This is a genomic window from Sporomusaceae bacterium, from assembly GCA_031460455.1.
GTDB lineage: Bacteria > Bacillota > Negativicutes > Sporomusales > UBA7701 > Anaeroselena.
This window is the reverse complement of the sequence record JAVKTQ010000020.1, coordinates 22,177-43,916: the sequence shown is the minus strand read 5'-3', so window position 1 is coordinate 43,916 and position 21,740 is coordinate 22,177. Positions and strand designations below refer to the sequence as shown.

The window sequence follows — 21,740 nt, the reverse complement described above, 5'->3', positions numbered from 1 at the left end:
GAGCCTGTTTTCTTACATCTTAAAGCTTCATTTTGCAGTAATATGTTCGACCTTTTCCCACCAGCGGGAAAACAACTGCTGTTGGTTCGCAAGGTCTACCGACTCCCCGATCATCGGGGTAACAAGCCTGTACCCTCTACTGGCGCTAGCCGCGGTAATACGCTTGAACGGCTCATCCCACGGGTGGTTGGCGATCGAGAACTTGCCTGAGTGCCCCGGCAACAACGCCTTGGCTTTCAGATCTTCGGCGGCTTGCGCTGCCTCTTCCGGCATCATGTGGATATACGGCCAGTTTCTGTCGTACTGGCCGTTTTCCATAATTGCCAGGTCGAATCCGTTGAGCATCTCGCCAATCTGCTTGAAATGCGGCCCATAGCCGCCGTCGCCGCTGTAAAATATACGGCGCTCAGGCGTTACCAGGGCGAAGCCGGTCCACAAAGTCTTGTTTCTGGTTAATAGACGGCCGGAAAAATGGCGTGACGGCAATACATGGACGGTGAAGCCATCGCCAAATTCCAGCGCCGTAAACCAGTCGACCTCATGGACGAGCTTTTGCTCAAAGCCCCATTCCGCGAAATACGACCCAACACCCAAACCGCAGACAACAGCTTTGACCTTGGGCTTCAGGGCCATAATCGTGGGATAGTCCAGATGGTCCCAATGATCGTGGGAAATGAGCAGATAATCGATTTCCGGCATATCCTCGGCCGTATATTGATTCGTCCCGGCAAACGCCTTGTTGGCGAAAGAAACAGGCGCCGCAGAAGGACTGAACACCGGATCGATCAGAACCCTCTTGCCGCCAAGCTGGATATAGTACGACGAATGGCCAAGCCAGACAACCTCATCCCGCCCTTTGTCCAGGCTCTTCAAGTCTGTTTTTACGGCAGGAATGGAAGCTGTCGGTATCAGCCGCTCTTTCTTCTCAAACAGAAAGTACCACCATACGGAAGCAGTGTTGTTTCCTGAGCTGAATTGAGGAGTGGGCATCAGATTCCGAAATTTCCCGTCAGCGTAATTAGGCGAGTTTCGGATGCTTTCAAGGCGGGCGCCATGGGGCAATGTTCCGAACTTAGGCTGCCGGATATAAAAGCCTACACCGATCGACAAGATGACAATACCTATTACCAAGGCCAATAGCATTTTTCTTACCCATCTCTTCATGAAATTCTCCGAACATAATCTACACGGTGCAAAAAACACCGGGCACATTTGCTTTTATATATTTTACCTCAAAACTAATTCTCAGGTGTGCCGAGCGCTTTTTCCGCTTCGACTATTTTATCGTCAAATATGGCAATTTTATAATCCAGGCGTTCAAGGGTGGTCTGCATGTCTTCCATTCTTTTGAGCAGCAGCCTGCGTTGCTCGATAAAAAGCGCCTTTCTTGCTTTGAGGGTCTCGTCGCCCTGCTGATACAGCGCAACATACTCAATTAATACCTCTATCGGCAAACCCGCCCCTCGCATGCATTTGATAAATTCGACCCAATTGCAGTCTATGTCCGTAAAATCCCTGATACCGCTCTTATTACGGTTCACGCGGGGGATAAGCCCGATGCGTTCGTAATAGCGGATAGTGTCCTGGGGCATATCGAATTTCTCGCTCACTTCCGAAATCGTCATGATTTCCACCTCCCGATATCCGTATTATAATGCTTGGAGTCAACTCCAAGTCAAGACTAATTCGAAAAAACTTGTTTCTTGATCACTGCTTCCCCCATCACGTCCCACAAAAACACAAAAACCCGCCATTTATGGCGAGTTTTTGGCGATTAAAAAATTAGTTTGACTCCCCGCCCCAGTATTTCTGGCAATGTAGCCCGTACTTATCTAACTTCCGATAAAGTGTATTGCGGGAAATCCCGATTGATTTCGCGGCCTCCGAAACATTACCTTTGGCAGCATTCAATGCCCGGGCGATAGTCTGTTTCTCGCGCTGTTCAAATCCTTCGGGGCTTATTTTCGTCAGACCCGGCTGGTATTCGAGAATCTCACCGGGCAGCAGATCGGGAGTAATCTGCGAACTATCCGAATATACTACAGCCTTCTCGATAACATTCGCCAGCTCGCGGATATTGCCCGGCCAATTATACTGGTACAACAGGTTGCGCGTCTCCTGGGTAATGGTCGTCTTATCCAGCCCGTAGAGCTGCGAATAAAAATCCACATAATACTCTGCTATCGGCAGAATATCCTCTTTTCTGTTGCTTAGAGGCGGTAGCGTAATGCGAATCACGTTCAAACGATAATACAAGTCCCTCCGAAATAACCCATCGGCAACTAGCTGCTGGAGATCGCGGTTGGTCGCCGCAATGATTCGCACGTCGACTGTTTTCGCTTGGCGCCCCCCGACGCGGGTGACGGTTCTATCCTGCAGAAAACGCAATAGGCTGATTTGCATTTCCAGAGGCATCTCCCCGATCTCATCCAACAGTATTGTGCCACCGTCGGCCGCCTCGAATTTTCCGACCTGACCGCCCTTTTTTCCGCCGGTGAAAGCCCCCTCCTCGTACCCGAAAAGCTCGCTTTGCAGAATCTCCCGCGGAATCGAGCCGCAATTGATGGCGATGAAAGGTTTCGATGCCCTGGCGCTGGCATTGTGGATGGCCCGAGCGAACACCTCCTTGCCGGTACCGCTCTCCCCGTCTATCAATACATTCGTGGGGACTTTGGCCGCGCGCCTGGCCGTAGCAAGCAGTTTTGCATGCTCGGCGCTCCGCCCGACGATTCTTTCAAATGTATCTATATTCTTTTTTAAGTTCACAACTTTGGCGCGTTTTACCGGCGATTCGACGATGCTGAAAAGGAGGATAGTATGCTCCTGATTATTCAGCCATTTTATCGTTTTGTTATTCTGCAAATAACAATTGTACTTTAGACCAGCTGTATCTATCTTGAACACATCTTTGTTTCCGTATGTCCCGTCGGAAATGATCTCTTCCAGCTTTATGCCGAACTGGTGACAATGCTTGCCGACGATATCCTCTCCATCCGGCAGCCCGAGAAGTTCTTTGAAACTATCGTTGCAATTGGCAATCTTACCTTTTGAATCAACAACAAGCACGTGGTAATTTGCGTAGTTCACCATTTTGGTAAAAAGCGGGTGATATACAACCGACTTCTTGCTGGCAGCGGCCGGGTTTTTGAGAAGGTCCTCGATTAGGTGCGCAGCGGTTTCCACAAGTTCAAGCGGTTGCTCGGGAATCTTGCCGTAATTATTGTAAAGGGAGATTACCCCTATCAGATTGCCGTTACGGTCCTTTATTGGTGCGGCGCCCCCGAAACAAGTCTGATAGCAGGCTTTGTACAATTCGGTTCCGCCCATCTCCAAAGGCTTCTCTTCAACCAATACGGTCGATGAAATACTTGTACCGATTATAGACTCACAAAGCCTCTTCTTAAGCGGTATCGGGTATGAACAGACCCTAGTGCACAAGGCTAAAACTACTCCGGTCTTTTCCATGAGATGAACCAGGTTATCCTCATAAAGGTGGCCATTTGTCGCGTAAACATACTGCATCACCGGTTCGGCGAATCTTACCAATTCCTCATTTTCTTTTAAAACTGCATTGAATTGCTCGTCATCCAACGGTTCGGGCCTTGGTGTCCAGGGATTAATCGACCGGCTCCTTTTCCAGGAGTTCTCTATCTCTATTCTGACGGTATTGGGCAAAATACGTCCCGTGTTGATGAAAACTTGATATGCCTCGTTAATTTTGCTCCAGTCGTTGTTTTTTAGTACTTCCATATCAACCTCCTGATCACAGCAACCCCAGGCCGGCCATAACTTTTGTTTTTATTCGTATAACAATTCTCTACATTACATAGACATTCCTTTGTTATTGTTGGCGGAAAAAAACGGCCGGAGATATCCAGCCGCTGTGCGAACCCCTTATTCAAACTATTAATCAGAGCTTGCCGGATATGCCTTCGATATCGCTGGCCGATGAAGCCAACTGCTGCATCGATGCCGATACTTCTTCGGTCGCCGCCGCCTGTCGCTCGCCCAGCTGCGCCGTCCGGATAATGATATCGACCATCAGTTCATTCTCCTGGCGGATAGTGTTTAGAATATCCTTAATGTCGGTAACGGCTTGCGAACTGTTGTCCGCCATCTTGCGAATCTCCTCGGCAACAACGGCGAACCCCCGGCCGTGCTCGCCGGCCCTCGCGGCTTCAATGGCGGCGTTTAGTCCCAACAAGTTGGAGTTGGCCGATATCTCTCTGATGAAATGCAGTATGTCATCCGTTTTCTTAATTTCTTGCAGAATCCGTTCGCCGCCACCCTTGGCGGTCGCCAGGTCTTGAGAGAGTTGGCCCGCCGTAGCGGCCAGTTCTTGTGCGGTTGCAGTCAGCTGTTCGGCCGTAGCAGCTATCGATTGGGCGGATTCATGCAGAATCTGCTGAGTTTCTATGCTCGTGGCCGTAATAATGACGCCGACGATCTGATCGTTTTCTACTATCGGAATACTGGTGCTTTTTATCGTAATGCCATAGATCTCTTTGGGGAGAACTCTGCGAATGACCCTTTCTGTTCTTAAACATTCCATGCCTGAGCCTTTTTCAGCGATTTTTGATCCGAGCTTCAAGTCGCCGCCAAAGGTTTTCGCCTTAAGGTAATATAGTATCGTACCCTCGGCATCGGCGATCGTAATACTCGAATCCAGCGTGCTGATCTGCTGGTAGAACGGAGCCGACGCAACAACCGAGTCGATTACCCCCATACATGTTTTCACCTCTTTTGCTTTGCGGCCAGCACAAGACACATGATCCCGCCGAGAACGCCCCAACCGACCATGAACATCAAGCCGCCGACATAGCTGCCGGTAAGCGCAATGAATACGCCGACCATCACCGGCGCCGCCGCCGATATACCGCTGGATACGCCGCTCATGAGCCCCGAGCCGGTACCGATCACTTTACCCGGCAATATTTGCTGCAGCAGCAGCCAGGCGCAGGGCGTCCCCATCGCCAACGTACCGATGCCGAGGGAAATTAGCCAGGTGGCGGCCATGCTGCTCTCCGCAAAGGCGCCGAAGTAGATAAAGACCGCCGAACCGAAAAGCCCCGCCGCATAGAACTGGGCCGGATAGCGCCACTTGTCCACTGCGTAGCCGGCGGCGAGTTTGACGATGATCGCGAATACATATGGCAGGGTCGACCATAGTCCCATCGCCGCCCAACTGAAACCCCTGGCCTCTTTAAGATAGGCAGGCAGCCATGTTACCGTCCCCCACCAGATGGAGCTAGTGCCAGAGTAAGCCAGCACCAGCAGCCAGACGCGATAATCGCGAACAATCATCATCAGGTTTTCCTTCACGCCGCCCTTGTCGAACCTGGCCTCCTTTTCCTTCTCTTCCCGGAGCGCCGCTTCGATGTAGTCCAGCTCAGCTTTGCCGATTCCTTTGTATTGGTGCGGATGGTCGGCAGTATACTTCCATAAAAGGATTACCGGTATTACGCCCAGCGCCGCCAGCAGGTAGAAGTTGGCGCGCCAGCCGAATGAGGTGATCGCCCAGGCAACGAGGGGGACGCCGAGCAGCGGCCCGACGTTTACGCCGAGCAGCCAGATCGCGTTGGCTTTGCCCCGCTCGTGCAGGGGGAACCAGTTCTTGACGAATTTGCTCAGCATGGGAAAATGCATCGATTCGCCGAAGCCCAGCAGAACCCGGGACACGAGCATCGAGGCGAAAGCGGCCGCCAGTCCGCCCCATATCAAGGCGACCGTCCAGAGCAAGATGGATATTATCATCGTCTTGCGCGGTCCGAGCCAGTCGCCGAGAGGGCTCAACACGACACTGCCGATCCCGAAACAGATAAGGAATACCGACATGAGCATCCCTTTTCCCACCGGGTCGTCGGCGATACCCATGTCGACGAGGAACGTCCGGTCCGCGACAAGCACGGAGACGTTGACCCGGTCGATGTACGCTACGAGAAGGGTAATCAACAGTATCACCGCAAGCTTGTGTCTCACACGGGTTTGCGAGTTTGCCGGATTTAGATCGAAGGCATCTGGCTGTGGTTTATCCAATATAACATGCCCCCTTCAGATCGATTCCTGCACTAAAGCAAGGCTTTGAGCACATGAAATATACTTGTCTTACTTCGCCTGCCCCAGCTGCGGGGCGAAGGCTGGCAACAGCCTCTCCAGGCGCGCGCTTTCGTGGCGTAGCCACGATATTCTTTCTCTGAGGCTTTTCTTGTTGTCGATCAGTTTGTAAACGTTCCTGGCCGGCGGTTCAACGACCTGGATGTCGCTGTTGCCCGGCAGCCCCAGCAGGCGCTGCCGCGCTCTAGCGAACACGCCGGCAGCATCTTGCGACGAGAAAGCCGGGGCAAACTCGTCGCCGGGGAGCCAAGACACCCATTCCGAGTCCGCCGTCCGCGCAACAAAAAACATTGGCGCCTGGAGGCGGGCAAACTCGGCGCATTCGCCGATATCGGCGCTTAGCTTCCTTACAGGGACTTGCGCACTGACATAATTCATCACTTGAAGGTAGTCGGCGACAATCTTCCTCAACCGCGAGGAATACAACAGCAGCGGTAATCCGGCCGCGGCGTCGTCGACGGCTCCTGCAACACGGGCGAAGGTCGCCACGGCGCCCTCTCGGCGGTCAATGCTGCTGCTCCATACGCGCTCGTGAACCGCGCCGCCGTCGATCCGCCGCGCGGTGAACCCATTTGCCGCAAGCTGCGAGGTGATCGCCTCCATGGTGTTGTAAAAGGTGGCCCGCACGGTCAACTGCAACGTGCCGACCGCCGTCTGGACCGCCGCTGCCGTTATTTTGTCGGCGCAGATGACAGCGCCGTCATTGAAAGACACCCGGCGTGAATACCACACCGTTTCCGGGGCGAGCAGCTTCGCAATTTCGTCGCTGGTGTATTTCCTGTATCTGAGTTGTTCGAGTGACAAAAGCCCGCCCCCTTTGCAGAATGTTCACACGGCAATCCGGCGTAACCGCCGCTTCGCCAGAATCCGCCGTTACTTGATCAGGCCAGTAAGTTTCCACACCGGTACGCTGACCATTATGCCGATCAGTGAGATGACCATATAAGCCACGGACAGCTTAATCATCTGCTTGTGACTGACAAGTTCGCCGTTCCCGGACAGGTAGAAGGCCGTGACGTATTGGATGTTCTGGTACATCACCGTCCAGACGTTAATCGCGACATAGGAGGTGAAAGCGATTATCCAGGGGCTTATGCCCGCCTTTACGGCGAACGGGCTCAGTAACAGCGTGAATATCGTTATGGTCGCCAGTTGGGAGGCCAAAACGTATCTGATAACGTAAATCACGACGCACATGACCGTGAAAAAGACAAGGATGTTTTGCGATATTACCGGCACTACGTATGCCCCCATCAGGTCGCCTATCCACTTGTCGATTTTGAGCATCGGAAAGACCACGGAGAGGTTCAGGATGCCGCCCATGAACACTGCCGCATCCCAGGGGATGGCTGCCCGGAAACTGGTGCGGTCGAACAGGTTGAAAGCCAGAAGCACACCCATCGAAGTCAGTGCGACGATAGCGGAATTTACCCCGTGGAGTTTCTCGGTCATCCAGAACAGCAGCGTAAGCGCCAGCACAACGGTGACGATTATTTCGCCTTTCTTCATCGGCCCGAGCGCCGCTATCTGTTCCTTGATCAACTCCGGCGATAAGCGTTTGTCTTCGGCTGGTTTATAAAGCACCAGTATTGCCAAATAGCTTAGCACCAGCAGCGTAATACCCCATGGTAGAGCATTGATGAACCAGTTGGTCCATGTCATTTGAGCCTGGATGTCTTTGGGCAGCAGTCCGTTGACCGCATAGCCCATGAACGATCCGCTGATAAACAATGGATGGATGCAGCCCAGCGAAACGTACATCGCGCTGAAGATACCGGCCGCGCCGGCGCTTTTCCGCGCATAGCCCATGTTGTCGCTGATCGCAGTGGCGAAAGGCGCAACAACGGCGATTTTAGCGTTTGAGGAGGGGATAAGCGGGGTCAGAACAGTGCCGGTGACCAATAAAGCCAGCGTCTGCCCTTTGAAAGTCAGCGGAAACTTGCTCATCACAAGCAGGGCAATTCTGTTAAGCAGGCCGCTTTTACCGACCGCCACCGCGATTCCCAGCGCCCCGATAAGCAGCCAGAAGATAGTGTTGGAGAATGATGAAAAAGCGACTGTAAAAGGCACGACTTTAAAAAGTGCCCAAGCTGCGCACATGAATATGCACGTGACGTAATCCGGGAAAACATCAGCCATCCACCACACAACGGTGCATAAGAATATCGCTACAGCCCACATCGCTTTTTCCGTTAAGCCCGGAAAAACAGGCAAGTTAGCGAACCAAAGGGCTATAGCTATGCCTAAGACCCCCCCGATCAATTTCCAGTTCATTCCGGATTTTTTCTTTTCCGTTGCGACGGCGCCAGTTCCGCTCTTACTAGGCTCAGCCACGTCGTTACCTCCTCTAATATCTTGATAGGGGAGCCAGATATCAGCCGAAACCAATATCTGACTCTAAATAAACCTACCTTGTTTTTGGGAATATCGTTCTGGCGATAACCATCTTCTGTATTTCACTTGTACCTTCTACTATGGGCAGAATTCTGGCATCACGGTAATAGCGTTCGATGTCGCCGTCTTTGGTCAGTCCGAAGCCGCCACAGATTTGAATCGCCCTGTCGGCTACGTGGCAGCACATTTCGGTTGCGTACAGCTTAGCTATCGACGCTTCGGTGGAATAAGGCTTCTTGGCATCGGCGAGTTCGGCGGTAGAATAGATCATCGCTCGGGCTACCTGGATTTCCTTCAGCATATCGGCGGCATAATGCTGAATCACCTGGAATTCCGCTATGGGTTTACCAAACTGAACGCGCTGCTTCGCATAAGCCACAGCCCGCTCAAACACGCCCTGAGCCATACCCAGCGCGATGGCGGCGACGATGACACGCCCGCAATCCAAAGCAGACAGCACGACCCGGAGCCCTTTGTTTTCTTCACCCATCATATTTTTGGCAGGGACACGGCAATTTGTGAGGTTGATCTCCCCTGTTTCGGAACCATGGAGGCCGATCTTCTCGAACATGGCGCCAACGGAATAGCCGGGAAACTTTTTCTCGACAATAAACGCCGAAATGCCGCCGGGAGCAGTCTCATTGGTCCGCGCCGACACCAGGAAAGCATCGTTGCTCTTGGCGCCGCTGATCCAAATTTTCGTTCCGTTCAGTACCCACTCGTCGCCGTCTTTGACGGCAGTAGTCTGAATAGCCGAAGCATCCGAGCCGGCCGCGGCCTCCGTGAAAGCGAAGCCCATCTTGTAAGACCCGGTCGCCAAGTCTTCCAAAAACCGCTCTTTCTGTTCCTGGCTGCCCGCCTTCCACATGGGGATGGCCATCATGTTGTTGGCCAACGACCCGCCGATATAACCCTCTTTTGCCAGCTCCTCAACGACCAGCACCTGAGTTTTGAGCCCCAGGCCCAAGCCGCCCCATTCCTCCGGAATCATGATTCCCCGGAATCCCAGTTCGGCCGCCTTGTCCATCAGATCCATCGGGCGCTCGTCCGTCTCTTCGATTTGCCTGATACGAGGGCGAATCTCCCTCACCGCGAATTCGCGGGCCGTGCTCACGATCAGCTCTTGCTCTTCCGTTAATACCATTGTCATCGTAATTACTCCTTCCTTTATCCCCAGCGAAATTCGACACCTAAAGTGCCTACAGGAAATTCCCATTTTTCCAGGATCGTGTTGCCGCAAAGCACCCGGCAAGTCCCGCATTCCAAACAGCCGGCATAGTCGAAGAGAACCGCTCCTTTTTCATCGACCTTGTAGAGCCCGGCCGGGCAGGCGAGAATTAACTTTGCTAGCTCGTTCCGGTCAGGATCGGCTTTCAGGACGATGTGGGCGTTTTCCTCATCCACGTAGAATTTATCCAAGCCAAGCTTTTGATCTACGTTTACACCGCTCATAGCGCCCGCACCCCTTTCCAGCCGTCTTTCATTACGTTGGCAATGCCGATTCTCTGCACATGCTTAAACATATTTTTCATAAGCGGCTTGGCTGGTTGGCCGTTGACGACAAACATATCGGCCAGCATATCGGCTGCCATCCGGGGATAGCCTGCGAAGATACGCGGCGTTTCCTCCAGGAAGTGGGGGAACTTTTTGTATAGGTCCAAATCCTGCATGAGATAGCTGTTGTCGAGGTTTGTCCGGTACACTTTTAGGGCGCTCTCACTGTAGTCCTGTTTTTCTTTTGCCGCCAGCACGGCTTTGGCCGCACACTCGGCGGAGGTGACAGCCAGATCCATACCCCTTACCGCATAACCAATGTTGATGCAGAAACCGGCGGCATCGCCGATCACCAGCACACCGTCACCGACTAGCTTGGGAACCATCTTCAGGCCGCCTTCCGGCACCAAGTGGCCCGAGTACTCAATGAGTTTGCCCCCTTTGAGCAGTGGTTCGATGGCGGGATGCTGCTTGAAGTCTTCCAGCATCTGCGGCACTGATTTATTTGCCTTGATCAAATCGCCGAGCGTGCATACAATGCCGAAGGATAGGCTGCTTTTATTTGTGTACAGGAATCCGCCGCCCACTCTTCCACCCGAAGGCGTGCCGGCAAAGAGCCAGGCCGTGCCTTCGCCGTTCCGGCAATTAAAGCGGTCATTGATGACTTCAGTCGGCAGTTCGATAATTTCCTTTGCCCCTACGGCAACCTGGTCTGGCTTCAGTTCGCCGCGGAAGCCGATCTTTTGCGCCAGGAGCGAGTTTACGCCATCGGCAAGGATCGTGACATTGGCCTCCAACTCATCCTCACCGGCAATGACGCCGCAGACCTTGCCGTCTCTGACAATCAGATCGTCAACCCTAATGCCGCTGATAATCTGAACGCCCGCTTCTTCGGCTTTCTGGGCCAGCCATTGGTCGAGAACGCTGCGCAGAACCGAATATGAGTCGCTCCCCTGTTTGCCCAAGGCGTCCGAATAAAAATCCAAAGTTACATTGCTTTCTTCGGTCATGAGGCTGATTTTTTCCCTGGTGATCTTCCTTTCCACCGGGGCCTCCTGACCAAAATTCGGGAAAATCTTTTCCAGGCTATGGCTGTAGATTCGCCCGCCGCTGACATTTTTGCTGCCGGCGAAATTTCCTCGTTCGACAAGCAGAACTTCCAGGCCTTCCCTGGCCAGCAGATAGCTCGCTATAGTGCCGGCTACTCCGCCACCCACGATTATCGCATCAAATTTTTCTTCAGCCATTTTTACACCCTTTCAGTCTTGCCTTGCGCAGCTATTTCAATTGTTTGACCAATGCGGGCACCACCTTGTACAGGTCGCCGACGATGCCGTAATCAGCCTGCTTGAAAATCGGCGCGTTTTTGTCTTTGTTGATGGCAATGATTGTTTTTGCTCTGTTAACGCCGACCATATGCTGGATCTGACCGGAAATGCCCACCGCAACATATACTTCGGGTGCGATCATAAGCCCGGATACCCCGATATACGCCTCTTTGGGCAGCCATTTTTCAGCTTCGGCGATCGGCCTCGAACACCCGACTTCACCATTGACCGCATCGGCAAACTCCCGGATCATTGCCAAGTCTTCTTCTTTGCCCACCCCGCGGCCGACACCGATGACCCGCTTAGCACTGGGAAGATTTACGGATACTTTAGGCTTCTTCTGTCTGCCGACAACTTTGATTTTCGCGCTTGGTTCCACAAAAGCAACTGTTTCCACGGCTCCTTGCACCGGTGCGGCCGTCGAGGCGACCAGGACTCCGGGGCCGACCATCGCGATCATTGTACCGCTGGCAGCCTTTTCTTTCCGGATCGCCATCCCGCCGTAGACCATGCGTTTGGTTTCCAGGCCGGCTGATATCTCCATGATATCGGTAATAACGCTGGTGCCTTTCATCGCCGCAATCCGGCCGGCAATAACTTTGCACCGCTTTGTCGGCTCTACCATCAGCAGCGCGGCTCCCGCTTTATCCATGATGGCGGCAACCGATTCCGTATAATCTTCGAGCATAACGTCAGCCTGTGCCGGGATGGAGTAGACTTTATCCGCATCAACGGGAACGTCTAGGGCACCGATAACAATAGCCTCAACCTGAGTCCCCAAAGCGCGTGCACCGCTGCACAGTTCAGCGAGAGCAGCGTTTCGCTCGGCAAATACCAAAATCTTCATTGTTTCGACCACCTTTACTTCAGCTCTTTGGCGATTTTTTCAAGGAATTTCTGCACTGCCTCATCGGAATCGCCCTCGACGATTTCCTGCTTACGGTCTGTTTGCTTGGGCGCCTTCGTTTCTATAGTCTCGATAGATTTTACCGGGCTGGATAGGCCGATATCGGCTCCCGTCCAGGTAGTAGATTCTTTTTTACCGGCTGCCAGGATTTGCTTCATGCTTGGGATGCGCGGCAGATTGATATCCGAGGTAACCGATATTACAGCCGGCAAAGCAATTTCCAAGGTTTCCACTTCGTCTTCCAGCGTACGCTCAACGATAACGTGCTGGCCTTCCAAGGTCACTTTGCTAACACTGTTAATGGTCGGGACGTTCAGCATTTGGCCCAATTGAACACCAACCTGCTGTGCATAGAGGTCGGCCGAGCCTTCGCCGCAGAGGACCAGATCGTAGACGCCGATTTTTGCGATTGCCGCTTGCAAAACTGCCGCAGTCTGATACGTGTCCATGTCGGCCAACCCATTGTCCGCCACCAGATACAGACTTTCCGGCCCCCGGGATAAGGCATTCTTCTTCAATTTGGACTCATCAATGTTTGCTGCCCCGGCGCTAAGGCCGACCAGGTTGGCGCCATGGGCTTCAGCCAACTGGGCCCCAACCTCGATCGCGTTCAAATCATACGCGCTGATCGTCAGCTTGGCTCTCTCGAACGACAGAGAGCCGCTGGAATTCACTTCAATGTCTTGCTCTTCAGGCACCACTTTAAAGCAGGTTATAATTTGCATGTTCACACCTCAGCTTAAATATTCGGGTCCGCTTCTTCGATTATTTATATTGCTTCAGCAATGCCCTGCCGGCGATATGGATCATAATCTGGTCTGTGCCGCCGCCGATCCGGTTCACGCGGCTGTCGCGCCAAAGCCTGGCCACCCGGTGGTCGGCATAACCGATCCCTCCCAGAATCTGCATGGCATCGTCGATGACCTCAAAAGCCGACTGAGCGCAATATAGTTTCGCCAGAGCCACCGAGGTATTGATGGTAATTCCGTTGTCTTTTTCCCAGGCTGTTTGATAGACAAGGTTTTTCATGTTTTTGATCTTGATGGCCATATAAACGAGCTTTTCCTGGATGAGCTGGAAACTGCCGATTGGTTTGCCGAACTGCATCCGCTGGTTTGCATAGCGGGCCGCATCTTCGAAGGCGCATTCTGCCTGACCCAAAGAACCGGCCGCCATCTGCAGGCGTTCAATTTCGAAGTTGTGCATCAGATTCTTGAAGCCTTCGCCCTCTTTGCCGACCATGTCTTTTTCTTCGATCTCAACATTATCAAGATACACCTCACAGGTGTTCTTCATATGCCAGCCCACTTTTTTAAGAGGCTCAATCTTTACGCCCGGCGCGGTCATCGGCACCCACCATAATGTACAGGCTTCATAAGCCGATTTCGTGCTTTCCGGGTCTTTTGTCATGCACAGCATGTAAGGAACGCTGTCGGCGCCGGTAATAAAGGTCTTGTGGCCGCTAATATATACCTTGCCGTTTTTGCGGGTTGCCGTGGCAGTGATGGCCGTGCTGTCCGATCCCGACTGCGGCTCGGTAAAGCCCAGGCAAAAAGCGTATTTGCCCTGCATGGCATATTCCATGGTGACTCTTTTTTGCTCTTCACTGCCAAATTTCATCATATCGTCGATCTGGATCGACCGGCCCAGGAAGTAATAGGGACAGCCCAGACGCGCTGCTTCTTCGGTAAACAGCATAAGAGTCAGCACATCTACCGGGGTACCGCCATACTCTTCCGGTACGCCCAGCAAACCGAACCCGTTGTCAGTCATTGCTTGCATCCATTCGGTCGGATATCTATGGTTCTCATCGCAATCTCTGAAGTACTCTTCCGTCCCGTGGCGGGCAATGACTTCCCTCAGCCCTTCCAGCAGCAGTTCCTGCTCATCGGTTAAACGAAAATCCATGTTGATCATCTCTCCTTATACAAATCACCGATTATAAACAGTGACTCTTTTAGCGCACTATACTCCATCTGGTCTTGATATCTGCAATGGCCTCGTCACTGTAACCCAGCGCCTTTAGCACCTCGTCCTGGTTCTGTCCCAGCGCCGGCGGCAGCTTGATGTCCGCCTTCACTTCCGAAAACTTCAGCGGGCTCCCCTTCGCCTTCAACGGCGTCCCTTTCGGCGTCCCGAAATCGATGATCATTTCGCGCGCTATCAGCTGTTCGTCGTTTAGCACGTCCAGAGTGCTGTTGATTTTGGCGCAAGGGACTCCTGCTTTATCCATCATGGCCAACGGAACATCGATATTGTCAAACGTTTTGAGCCAATTTTCGATAAGCTCGATCAGTTGCGGATAATTCTTCACACGGGCCACCACCGTGTTGAACTGGGGATCGGTCGTCAGATCCTCGCGGCCCATCACTTTGCACAATCCGGCCCAGAGCTTGACATTGGGGGCGCAGATTATCGCGTAGCTGTCCTTGCCTCTGAAGACGCCGAACGGCGCCAGGGTTGGCGTATTGTTGCCGGTGCGCCGAACGAAATTGCCGGCCGCGTTATGCTCGACATAGGAATTAAAGGCCACGATACTATCGAGCAGCGCTATGTCGATATACTGACCCTGGCCTGTACGCTCACGGTGGTACAAAGCGCTCGCGATCGCCCCAAAGGCATGGCACCCGGCGCTCAAGTCAGCTACCACAATCCCAATCCGCGAAGGCGGCCCACTCGGCTCACCCGTTAAATCCATTACGCCGCTCAACGCCTGGGCGATCATGTCATAGCCGGGCTTGCTGCGCATCGGGCCGGTCTGGCCGTACGCTGAGACCGAACAGTAAATGATCTTCGGGTTGATCTTCTTTACCTCTTCGTACCCCAGCCCGAACTTTGCCATCGTCCCCGGCTTAAAGCTCTCAGCCACGACATCGGCTGTCTCGATGAGCTTCTTAGCGATTGCTATCCCTTCCGGGTCATCCATATCGAGAACGATCGACTTCTTGCCCCTGTTGCACCAGAGAAAGCCGACCGCGGTACCGTCGAGCTGCGGAGAGTAGTTCCGCTGATCGTCCCCCAGCTTCGGCTTTTCGATCTTGATTACCTCGGCGCCGAAATCGGCCAGCATGGCCGTTGCGTAAGGGCCGGCGGTATTCATCGTGAAATCTGCCACCCTTAGTCCATCAAACAAATTTTTCATAGTACGATCTCCCTCCTAAATGTTTCGCACTATTAAGAGCAATTACTGTGCCAATAAAAATAACCGCATTTGACATGCGGCTCGAAAGCGCAATATATAAGTGTTTGTGATACCGCGAAACACATAACTATATATTCATACCCATATAAAAATCGTTCAACCCTGAATCAAGTGTCATTACATGTGTCACATTTGTCCCCAATCATAGTGAGGATACTGCAATAACACTATTAATGATGTTGATCGACCGGCAAGGACGCTGTCGCTGTATCTCGCGTGCCCCGTAAAGAGTGAACACGGGTTGAACGGGAATAAGCTAAGGACTTAAAACGGCGGTATTGCTGAGAATTAGTGCCCTGCCGTTTTTGGCACATTTCTTGCTTTTTACTTTTTATCGTAGCAAACACCACACAAAGGAGCGATCACGATGTTTAAAACCCGCGTAACAGACCTATTGAAGATCAAGTATCCAATTATGCAGGGCGGCATGCAGCACCTGGGAGTTCCTGAACTGGCAGCCGCCGTTTCGAATGCCGGCGGTCTCGGCACAATGAATGCAACAATCTATCCAACTATCCCCGAATTCCGGGATGCCATCCGCAAGGTCAAATCGCTTACTAAAAACCCCTTCTGCGTCAACGTATCGATGCTGCCCACCCTTTCGCCGGGCGAACTGACGCCGGAATATTTCAAGGTTATCGTCGAAGAAGGCGTTTCCGTGGTTGAAACCGCTGGCCGCGACCCCAAGGACTTCGTACCCATGCTCAAAGCGGCAGGCATTAAGCTCATCCATAAGGTAGCGGCGGTGAAATACGCGAAAAAGGCCGAGGCTGCCGGCGCCGACATCGTCACCATTGTCGGCCTGGAATGCGCCGGTCATCCCGGTATGGACGACATCACGACGATGATCCTCGGCAACAAAGTCGCCAGAACGGTAAAAATCCCCGTGCTTATCGGCGGGGGCATCGCCGACGGGCCCGGGATGGTCGCCGCGCTGGCCCTGGGCGGCGATGGAATCGTCATGGGGACGAGGTTCGTGGCTACCGAAGAGTGCATCATCCACCCGAGCTTCAAAAAATGGATCGTGGAAAGCAACGAAAACGATACCATCCTCATCCAGCGGTCGATCAAAAATATGATCCGCGCCATGAAGAACGATACGGCCCGCAAATGCCTAGAGCTGGAGAACCAGGGCGTCGGCCTGCCGGAGCTGCTGACCGTCATCTCGGGCAAGAAAAGCAAAGCCTCCCAGCTGGAAGGTGACTTGAACGGCGGCATCTTCGCCGTCGGCCAGGCGACCGGCCTTATAAACGACATTAAACCCGCCAAGCAGGTGATCGACGACGTGATCAGCGAGGCGGAAGCGGTCATGAAACGGCTGAACGCCTTCCATAAATAGGTATCCGGCGGGGAGGATGACGATGGAAGCGCAGAAAGTAATTTTGACTAAGCAGGACAGCATTGCCTACATCACCCTGAACGACCCGGAAAACCGCAATGCTTTGTCGGCTGCTACCGCCGACACGCTGACCGGGCTGCTGGACGAATGCGACCGTGACCCTGAAGTGCGGGTCGTCGTGCTGCGCGGCGAGGGGCCTGCTTTCAGCGCCGGCGGCAACGTGAAGTCCATGCTGGAGCGCCTCGATGCCGGCACCGCCGATTACCGGCCGGGGACTAAAAAACTCGGCACTGCCTTCATTAAACTGCGGACTATCCGCAAGCCGGTCATCGCCGCCATCCACGGCGCTGCGGCCGGGGGCGGGCTGAGCCTGGCTCTTGGCTGCGATTTCCGCATCGCCGCCGAGGATACGAAATTCGTCTTCGCTTTCGTCCACATCGGACTGATACCGGATGTGGGCGGACCGCTATCACTCGTCAGGATCCTGGGAGCGGCAAAAGCCACCGAACTGCTGATGACGGGCAAGCTGTTCACCGCCCAGGAAGCGCACGAGTGGGGCTTAGTCAACGACGTGGTTGCCGCCGGCGAGCTCGCGGCGGCAACGCTCAAGCTGGCCACTAAACTGGCCAGCGGGCCGACGCAGGCCTATGGCTGCATCAAAGCGATGATAAACCATGTGGCCTTCAATGACCTCGACCAGGAAATCGAAAGAGAAGCGGAATACCAGGTGTTGTGCTCCAAGACGCACGACCACCGGGAAGGAGTCAGCGCCTTCGTCAAAAAGCGCAAGCCCCAGTTTACCGGATTGTAAGGCTAATATTATCTTGGGAGGAATACTGCCTACCAACGCTTGGCTTTGCGTATACGCTGAGCGGCTTCATTTAGACAAATGTTAGACTAAAGACAAAAACAAAAGCTTCGCGTTTCCGCGAAGCTTTTGTCGTGACTGGTGGAGGTAAGCGGGATCGAACCGCTGACCTCTTGAATGCCATTCAAGCGCAAGTTGTGAAACAAGAGTCTTTACGAGAAAGAAATGCTGTTTCTGTAGGATTTTTCATGAAACACATACGCAGGAATGTAACCTATTCCAAGGTGTCTGATTAGCAAGGTTTAGCAACCCGGCCTCTTGGCTGGCGTTTTTGTGTACAAAACCTCTAGCAGATAAAAATATAGGTGTCCGTTAGACAAGAGTCAGATACTTAACTTATTTAAAGTCCGTTTGCCTCTCTACGTACGTAGCGGGTAGTCGCAGATTATCGATTTGATGATCCGGTTTTACATCATGCCGCTCATGAAATTACATACGGTGGGTCATTTGTAAAAGTGGCTGGAACGAAACATTACTGTCTGAGCCATCCAAATCAAGGTTCAATTGTACAAAGACATCCAGCTGTTCCACACCTAAATAACGATGTCCGTTTTACAAATGTTAGTCAAGAGGTAAATCGATGCACCAGATATAATCTATGCCTCTTCCTGAAACAGCGGCGTGGACAAATACCTCTCCCCCGTATCCGGCAGCAGTACGACGATCGTCTTGCCGGCGTTCTCGGGACGGAGGGCGAGCTGGGTAGCGGCGTGGGCGGCGGCGCCACTCGATATGCCGACAAGCAGCCCTTCCAATCTGGCGAGTGCCCGGGAGGTAGCGAAAGCGTCTTCGTTTTTGACCTTGACGATCTCGTCGAATACCTTCACATTAAGGATGTCGGGCACGAAGCCGGCGCCGATGCCCTGGATCTTGTGCGGACCGGGATTGCCACCGGAGAGCACGGGCGAGTCGGCGGGCTCAACGGCAACCACTTTGAGCCCCGGCCGGCGCGCCTTTAGGACTTCCCCCACCCCGGTGACGGTGCCGCCGGTGCCGACGCCGCCCACGAAGATATCCACCAGCCCGTCGGTGTCCGTCCAGATCTCTTCGGCCGTTGTCCGGCGGTGGATAGCGGGGTTGGCCGGGTTCTTGAACTGCTGGGGCACGAAGGATTTGGGCGTGTTCGCCGCCAGTTCCTCGGCCCTGGCGATCGCCCCTTTCATCCCCTCGGCCCCCGGCGTCAGCACCAGTTCGGCGCCCAGCGCCTTCAGCAGGTTGCGCCGCTCGACGCTGAACGTTTCCGGCATCGTCAGAATGAGCCGGTAGCCCTTGGCGGCGGCCACGAAGGCCAGGGCGATACCGGTGTTGCCGCTGGTCGGCTCGATGATGACGCTGTCCTTGTTGATATGCCCCCTGTCTTCGGCGTCCTGAATCATGGCATAGCCGATGCGGTCCTTCACGCTCGACAGCGGGTTGAAGTATTCTAATTTGGCGACAATTCTGGCGTTCAGCCCTTTGTTCCTGCCGTAGTTCGCCAGTTCGAGCAGCGGCGTGTTGCCGATTAGGTCAGTCAGGTTTTTCGCTATTTTAGCCATTTGTCGTTACCTCCTGCGATTTTTTGATTATTTCCTGGTCCAGCACTTGATTCATGCTGCCGGTGCGGTAGCCGGCGAGGTCGACCGCCACGTAGGTGAATCCGAGAGCCTTGAGATAGGCGTCGATTTCCTTCGCTGTCGACGGGTCGGCGATACGGGCCATTTCCTCAAGGCTCACCTCGATCCGGGCCAGCTCGCCGTGGTGCCTCACCCTAACCGGCCCGGTAAAGATTTTCTTTAGCACCGCCTCGGCTTTTTCGATCTGGCCGAGCTTTGCCTCGGTGACCGGCTGACCATATGCCACCCGCGAAGAAAGGCAGGCGGCGGCAGGCTTGTTCCAGGTGGGCAGCCGCCACTGGCGGGATAAGTCGCGAATCTCGTCTTTGGTAAGGCCGACTTCCAGCAGCGGGCTGCGCACTGCCGCCAGCTCAGCCACCGCCTTCATGCCCGGCCGGTAATCGCCGCAATCGTCGGCGTTGGCGCCCTCAAGCACCCAGCGGAACCCTTCGGCGGCGGCCCACGCCGCGAGCGCCGTAAACCGTCCTTTCTTGCAGTAATAACATCGGTCGGCGTCGTTTCTGACGAATTCGGCGCTGTCCAGCTCGTTCTGCGGCAGCAGCACATGGCGGATGCCTATCCAGCGTGCGACCTCAGCCGCCTCTTCCCGCTCGCTTTGCGGGAGGGTAGGCGAATAGCAGGTTACGGCCACCGCCCTATCTCCAAGGGCGCGATGTGCGGCAGCGGCCAAGAAAGAGCTGTCGACGCCGCCGGAGAAGCCTACAACCGCGCTGCCCATCTCGGCCAATAGGTTATTGAGCTTTTGCAGCTTGTCATGAATAGCCGCCACTTGAACGCCCCCCTTTGAATACCATCCTAAAATAACAAGGCCGAGGACAGCCCCTGTCGGGACATCCTCGGCCTTCAGTCTTGCTGATCAGCCGGAAATATTGCGTTGGCTTAAGATTATCATACCCGACTGTCCTTGTCAACATTGTTTTTTTACCCTTGCGAGGCGACCAGGGCCTGCTCCAGGTCGGCGATAAGGTCGGCGGCGTCTTCGAGACCCAGCGACAGGCGGATGAGTTCGTCCGGCGCACCGGCGCTGGCCCGCTGGGCGGGCGTGAGCTGAGAGTGGGTCGTGCTGGCCGGGTGGATTACGAGCGACTTGGCGTCGCCGACGTTGGCCAGCAGCGAGAAGAGCTTCAAAGCGTCGATGAACTTTTTGCCCGCCTCCAAACCGCCTTTGATACCGAAGGTCAGGATGGCGCCCGCGCCCTTGGGCAGGTACTTGCCGGCCAGCTTATGGTCGGGATGTCCCGGCAGGCCGGGGTAGCTCACCCATTCTACCAGTTGGTGTCCGGCCAGGTATCGAGCCACCGCCAGGGCGTTGGCGCTGTGCCGCTCCATCCTGAGCGGCAGCGTCTCCAGCCCCTGCAGGAAGAGGAAGCTGTTAAACGGGCTGACGGCGGCGCCCAGGTCGCGGAGGATCTGGGTCCGCAGGCGGATGATGAAGGCCAGCGGCCCTAAGGCTTCCGTATAGCGCAGGCCGTTGTAGCTGGGGTCGGGCTCGCTCAGCAGCGGGAACTTGCCGTTCGCCCAGTCGAATTTGCCGCTGTCGACCACCACGCCGCCCATCGAGGTGCCGTGCCCGCCGATGAACTTGGTTGCCGAATGGACGACGATGTCGGCGCCGAACTCGACCGGCCGGCAGAGGTAAGGAGTGGCGAATGTGCTGTCGATGATGAGCGGGATGTCGTTCTCATGGGCCACCGCCGCCACTTTCTCGATATCCAGCACATCGATCTTCGGGTTGCCGATTGTCTCGGCATATAGCGCCTTGGTCTTGGGCGTGATGGCTTTCCGGAAATTCTCCGGGTCGCGGGGGTCGACGAACTTGACCTTGATGCCCAGCCGCGGCAGGGTGTACGCGAACATGTTGTATGTACCGCCGTAAAGGGTGGACGAACTGACGATCTCTTCCCCGGCTTCGGCGATGTTGAAGATAGCGGCGCTGATGGCCGCGTGGCCGGACGCGAACGCCAGCGCCCCCACGCCGCCTTCCAGGGCGGCAATGCGTTTCTCGAAGACATCGGTGGTCGGATTCATCAGCCGGGTGTAAATGTTGCCAAACTCCTTGAGGGCGAAAAGATTGGCGGCATGCTCGGTGTCGTTAAACACGTACGAGGTTGTCTGGTAGATGGGCACGGCCCGCGACCCGGTCGTCGGGTCGGGCTCCTGCCCGCCATGGACGGCTAGGGTGTCGAAACGCAGGTTTTCGGGTAACGCCATTGTTGTTTCCTCCTCTGATGTTTTTTGATATATCCCTAGCCTTCAGTCTGTCTGATCGGCCCGAAATCAGATGCCCTCGCCGTTAATCCCTTGCAGGCTGGGCAGCCGTCTCTTCTCCGTCCTATCGATCTGAACCACTTTCCCGTCTTTGATCATGATGACCAGTTGCCCATATTGCAGACCGCCGAGCGCTTTGGTTATCTCCGTCCGCAGCGTCTGAAAATCCTGGCCGCCGGCCGTTTTCTTAGCGTCCATCGTTATCTCCCCCCG

Annotated in this window: 20 protein-coding genes; 2 read left to right on the top strand and 18 right to left on the bottom strand. The window is 54.3% G+C overall.

Annotated features, from left to right (window positions below):
* Positions 1-27: 27 nt before the first annotated feature.
* The 14 genes from RIN56_19025 to RIN56_18960 form a co-directional block, all read right to left on the bottom strand.
* Positions 28-1,164, bottom strand: coding sequence for an MBL fold metallo-hydrolase (locus RIN56_19025; GenBank protein ID MDR7868893.1), 1,137 nt, complete (start codon positions 1,162-1,164; stop codon positions 28-30).
* Positions 1,165-1,238: 74 nt separating this feature from the next.
* A complete protein-coding gene (locus RIN56_19020; GenBank protein ID MDR7868892.1) occupies positions 1,239-1,625 on the bottom strand; it encodes a MerR family transcriptional regulator in 387 nt (128 codons plus the stop codon).
* 157 nt (positions 1,626-1,782) lie between these two features.
* Positions 1,783-3,750, bottom strand: a complete 1,968-nt coding sequence (locus RIN56_19015; protein MDR7868891.1) for a sigma 54-interacting transcriptional regulator — start codon at positions 3,748-3,750, stop codon at positions 1,783-1,785.
* 160 nt (positions 3,751-3,910) lie between these two features.
* Complete coding sequence (locus tag RIN56_19010) at positions 3,911-4,726, bottom strand: methyl-accepting chemotaxis protein (protein ID MDR7868890.1); 816 nt, start codon at positions 4,724-4,726, stop codon at positions 3,911-3,913.
* Between the two features lie 8 nt (positions 4,727-4,734).
* Positions 4,735-5,979, bottom strand: coding sequence for an MFS transporter (locus tag RIN56_19005; GenBank protein ID MDR7868889.1), 1,245 nt, complete (start codon positions 5,977-5,979; stop codon positions 4,735-4,737).
* 126 nt (positions 5,980-6,105) lie between these two features.
* Complete coding sequence (locus RIN56_19000; GenBank protein ID MDR7868888.1) at positions 6,106-6,918, bottom strand: hypothetical protein; 813 nt, start codon at positions 6,916-6,918, stop codon at positions 6,106-6,108.
* 69 nt (positions 6,919-6,987) lie between these two features.
* A complete protein-coding gene (locus RIN56_18995; protein MDR7868887.1) occupies positions 6,988-8,388 on the bottom strand; it encodes an anion permease in 1,401 nt (466 codons plus the stop codon).
* Between the two features lie 133 nt (positions 8,389-8,521).
* Positions 8,522-9,658, bottom strand: a complete 1,137-nt coding sequence (locus RIN56_18990; GenBank protein ID MDR7868886.1) for an acyl-CoA dehydrogenase family protein — start codon at positions 9,656-9,658, stop codon at positions 8,522-8,524.
* Between the two features lie 17 nt (positions 9,659-9,675).
* On the bottom strand, positions 9,676-9,960 hold the full coding sequence (locus tag RIN56_18985) for a ferredoxin family protein (protein ID MDR7868885.1): 285 nt from the start codon (positions 9,958-9,960) through the stop codon (positions 9,676-9,678).
* Positions 9,957-11,249 carry an FAD-dependent oxidoreductase gene (locus tag RIN56_18980; GenBank protein ID MDR7868884.1) on the bottom strand — a complete coding sequence of 431 codons (1,293 nt, stop codon included), beginning with the start codon at positions 11,247-11,249 and terminating at the stop codon, positions 9,957-9,959. Before RIN56_18980 ends, RIN56_18985 begins: the two co-directional genes overlap by 4 nt.
* A 31-nt stretch (positions 11,250-11,280) precedes the next feature.
* A complete protein-coding gene (locus RIN56_18975; protein ID MDR7868883.1) occupies positions 11,281-12,177 on the bottom strand; it encodes an FAD-binding protein in 897 nt (298 codons plus the stop codon).
* A gap of 14 nt (positions 12,178-12,191) precedes the next feature.
* Positions 12,192-12,962, bottom strand: a complete 771-nt coding sequence (locus RIN56_18970; protein ID MDR7868882.1) for an electron transfer flavoprotein — start codon at positions 12,960-12,962, stop codon at positions 12,192-12,194.
* Positions 12,963-13,002: 40 nt separating this feature from the next.
* Positions 13,003-14,154 (bottom strand): acyl-CoA dehydrogenase, encoded by a 1,152-nt coding sequence (locus RIN56_18965; protein ID MDR7868881.1) that lies wholly within the window; start codon positions 14,152-14,154, stop codon positions 13,003-13,005.
* A 40-nt stretch (positions 14,155-14,194) separates the two neighbouring features.
* Positions 14,195-15,379: a CoA transferase gene (locus tag RIN56_18960; GenBank protein ID MDR7868880.1), complete on the bottom strand. Its 1,185-nt coding sequence runs from the start codon at positions 15,377-15,379 to the stop codon at positions 14,195-14,197.
* Between the two features lie 427 nt (positions 15,380-15,806).
* Here RIN56_18960 and RIN56_18955 point away from each other — a divergent pair, with 427 nt between their 5' ends.
* Together RIN56_18955 and RIN56_18950 are read left to right on the top strand one after the other, a co-directional pair.
* Positions 15,807-16,778, top strand: coding sequence for a nitronate monooxygenase (locus tag RIN56_18955; GenBank protein ID MDR7868879.1), 972 nt, complete (start codon positions 15,807-15,809; stop codon positions 16,776-16,778).
* Positions 16,779-16,800: 22 nt separating this feature from the next.
* Positions 16,801-17,589 (top strand): enoyl-CoA hydratase-related protein, encoded by a 789-nt coding sequence (locus RIN56_18950; GenBank protein MDR7868878.1) that lies wholly within the window; start codon positions 16,801-16,803, stop codon positions 17,587-17,589.
* Between the two features lie 653 nt (positions 17,590-18,242).
* Here the strand turns inward: RIN56_18950 and cysK are convergent.
* The 4 genes from cysK to RIN56_18930 form a co-directional block, all read right to left on the bottom strand.
* Entirely contained in the window at positions 18,243-19,181 is a 939-nt protein-coding gene (gene cysK, locus RIN56_18945) for a cysteine synthase A (protein MDR7868877.1), read from the bottom strand.
* Entirely contained in the window at positions 19,174-20,028 is an 855-nt protein-coding gene (gene larE, locus RIN56_18940; GenBank protein ID MDR7868876.1) for an ATP-dependent sacrificial sulfur transferase LarE, read from the bottom strand. Before larE ends, cysK begins: the two co-directional genes overlap by 8 nt.
* A 152-nt stretch (positions 20,029-20,180) precedes the next feature.
* A complete protein-coding gene (locus RIN56_18935) occupies positions 20,181-21,470 on the bottom strand; it encodes a homocysteine synthase (protein MDR7868875.1) in 1,290 nt (429 codons plus the stop codon).
* 66 nt (positions 21,471-21,536) lie between these two features.
* Positions 21,537-21,725 (bottom strand): YezD family protein, encoded by a 189-nt coding sequence (locus RIN56_18930; GenBank protein ID MDR7868874.1) that lies wholly within the window; start codon positions 21,723-21,725, stop codon positions 21,537-21,539.
* Positions 21,726-21,740: the final 15 nt, after the last annotated feature.

Coding starts and splice junctions, on each gene's coding strand:
- RIN56_19010 (MDR7868890.1), bottom strand. CDS start 4,726: ATGGGGGTAATCGACTCGGTTGTTGCGTCGGCTCCGTTCTACCAGCAG.
- RIN56_18985 (MDR7868885.1), bottom strand. CDS start 9,960: ATGAGCGGTGTAAACGTAGATCAAAAGCTTGGCTTGGATAAATTCTAC.
- RIN56_19015 (MDR7868891.1), bottom strand. CDS start 3,750: ATGGAAGTACTAAAAAACAACGACTGGAGCAAAATTAACGAGGCATAT.
- RIN56_18955 (MDR7868879.1), top strand. CDS start 15,807: ATGTTTAAAACCCGCGTAACAGACCTATTGAAGATCAAGTATCCAATT.
- cysK (MDR7868877.1), bottom strand. CDS start 19,181: ATGGCTAAAATAGCGAAAAACCTGACTGACCTAATCGGCAACACGCCG.
- RIN56_19020 (MDR7868892.1), bottom strand. CDS start 1,625: ATGACGATTTCGGAAGTGAGCGAGAAATTCGATATGCCCCAGGACACT.
- RIN56_18930 (MDR7868874.1), bottom strand. CDS start 21,725: ATGGACGCTAAGAAAACGGCCGGCGGCCAGGATTTTCAGACGCTGCGG.
- RIN56_18935 (MDR7868875.1), bottom strand. CDS start 21,470: ATGGCGTTACCCGAAAACCTGCGTTTCGACACCCTAGCCGTCCATGGC.
- RIN56_18980 (MDR7868884.1), bottom strand. CDS start 11,249: ATGGCTGAAGAAAAATTTGATGCGATAATCGTGGGTGGCGGAGTAGCC.
- RIN56_18970 (MDR7868882.1), bottom strand. CDS start 12,962: ATGCAAATTATAACCTGCTTTAAAGTGGTGCCTGAAGAGCAAGACATT.
- RIN56_19025 (MDR7868893.1), bottom strand. CDS start 1,164: ATGAAGAGATGGGTAAGAAAAATGCTATTGGCCTTGGTAATAGGTATT.
- RIN56_18960 (MDR7868880.1), bottom strand. CDS start 15,379: ATGAAAAATTTGTTTGATGGACTAAGGGTGGCAGATTTCACGATGAAT.
- RIN56_18950 (MDR7868878.1), top strand. CDS start 16,801: ATGGAAGCGCAGAAAGTAATTTTGACTAAGCAGGACAGCATTGCCTAC.
- RIN56_18995 (MDR7868887.1), bottom strand. CDS start 8,388: ATGAACTGGAAATTGATCGGGGGGGTCTTAGGCATAGCTATAGCCCTT.
- RIN56_18965 (MDR7868881.1), bottom strand. CDS start 14,154: ATGATCAACATGGATTTTCGTTTAACCGATGAGCAGGAACTGCTGCTG.
- RIN56_18990 (MDR7868886.1), bottom strand. CDS start 9,658: ATGACAATGGTATTAACGGAAGAGCAAGAGCTGATCGTGAGCACGGCC.
- RIN56_18975 (MDR7868883.1), bottom strand. CDS start 12,177: ATGAAGATTTTGGTATTTGCCGAGCGAAACGCTGCTCTCGCTGAACTG.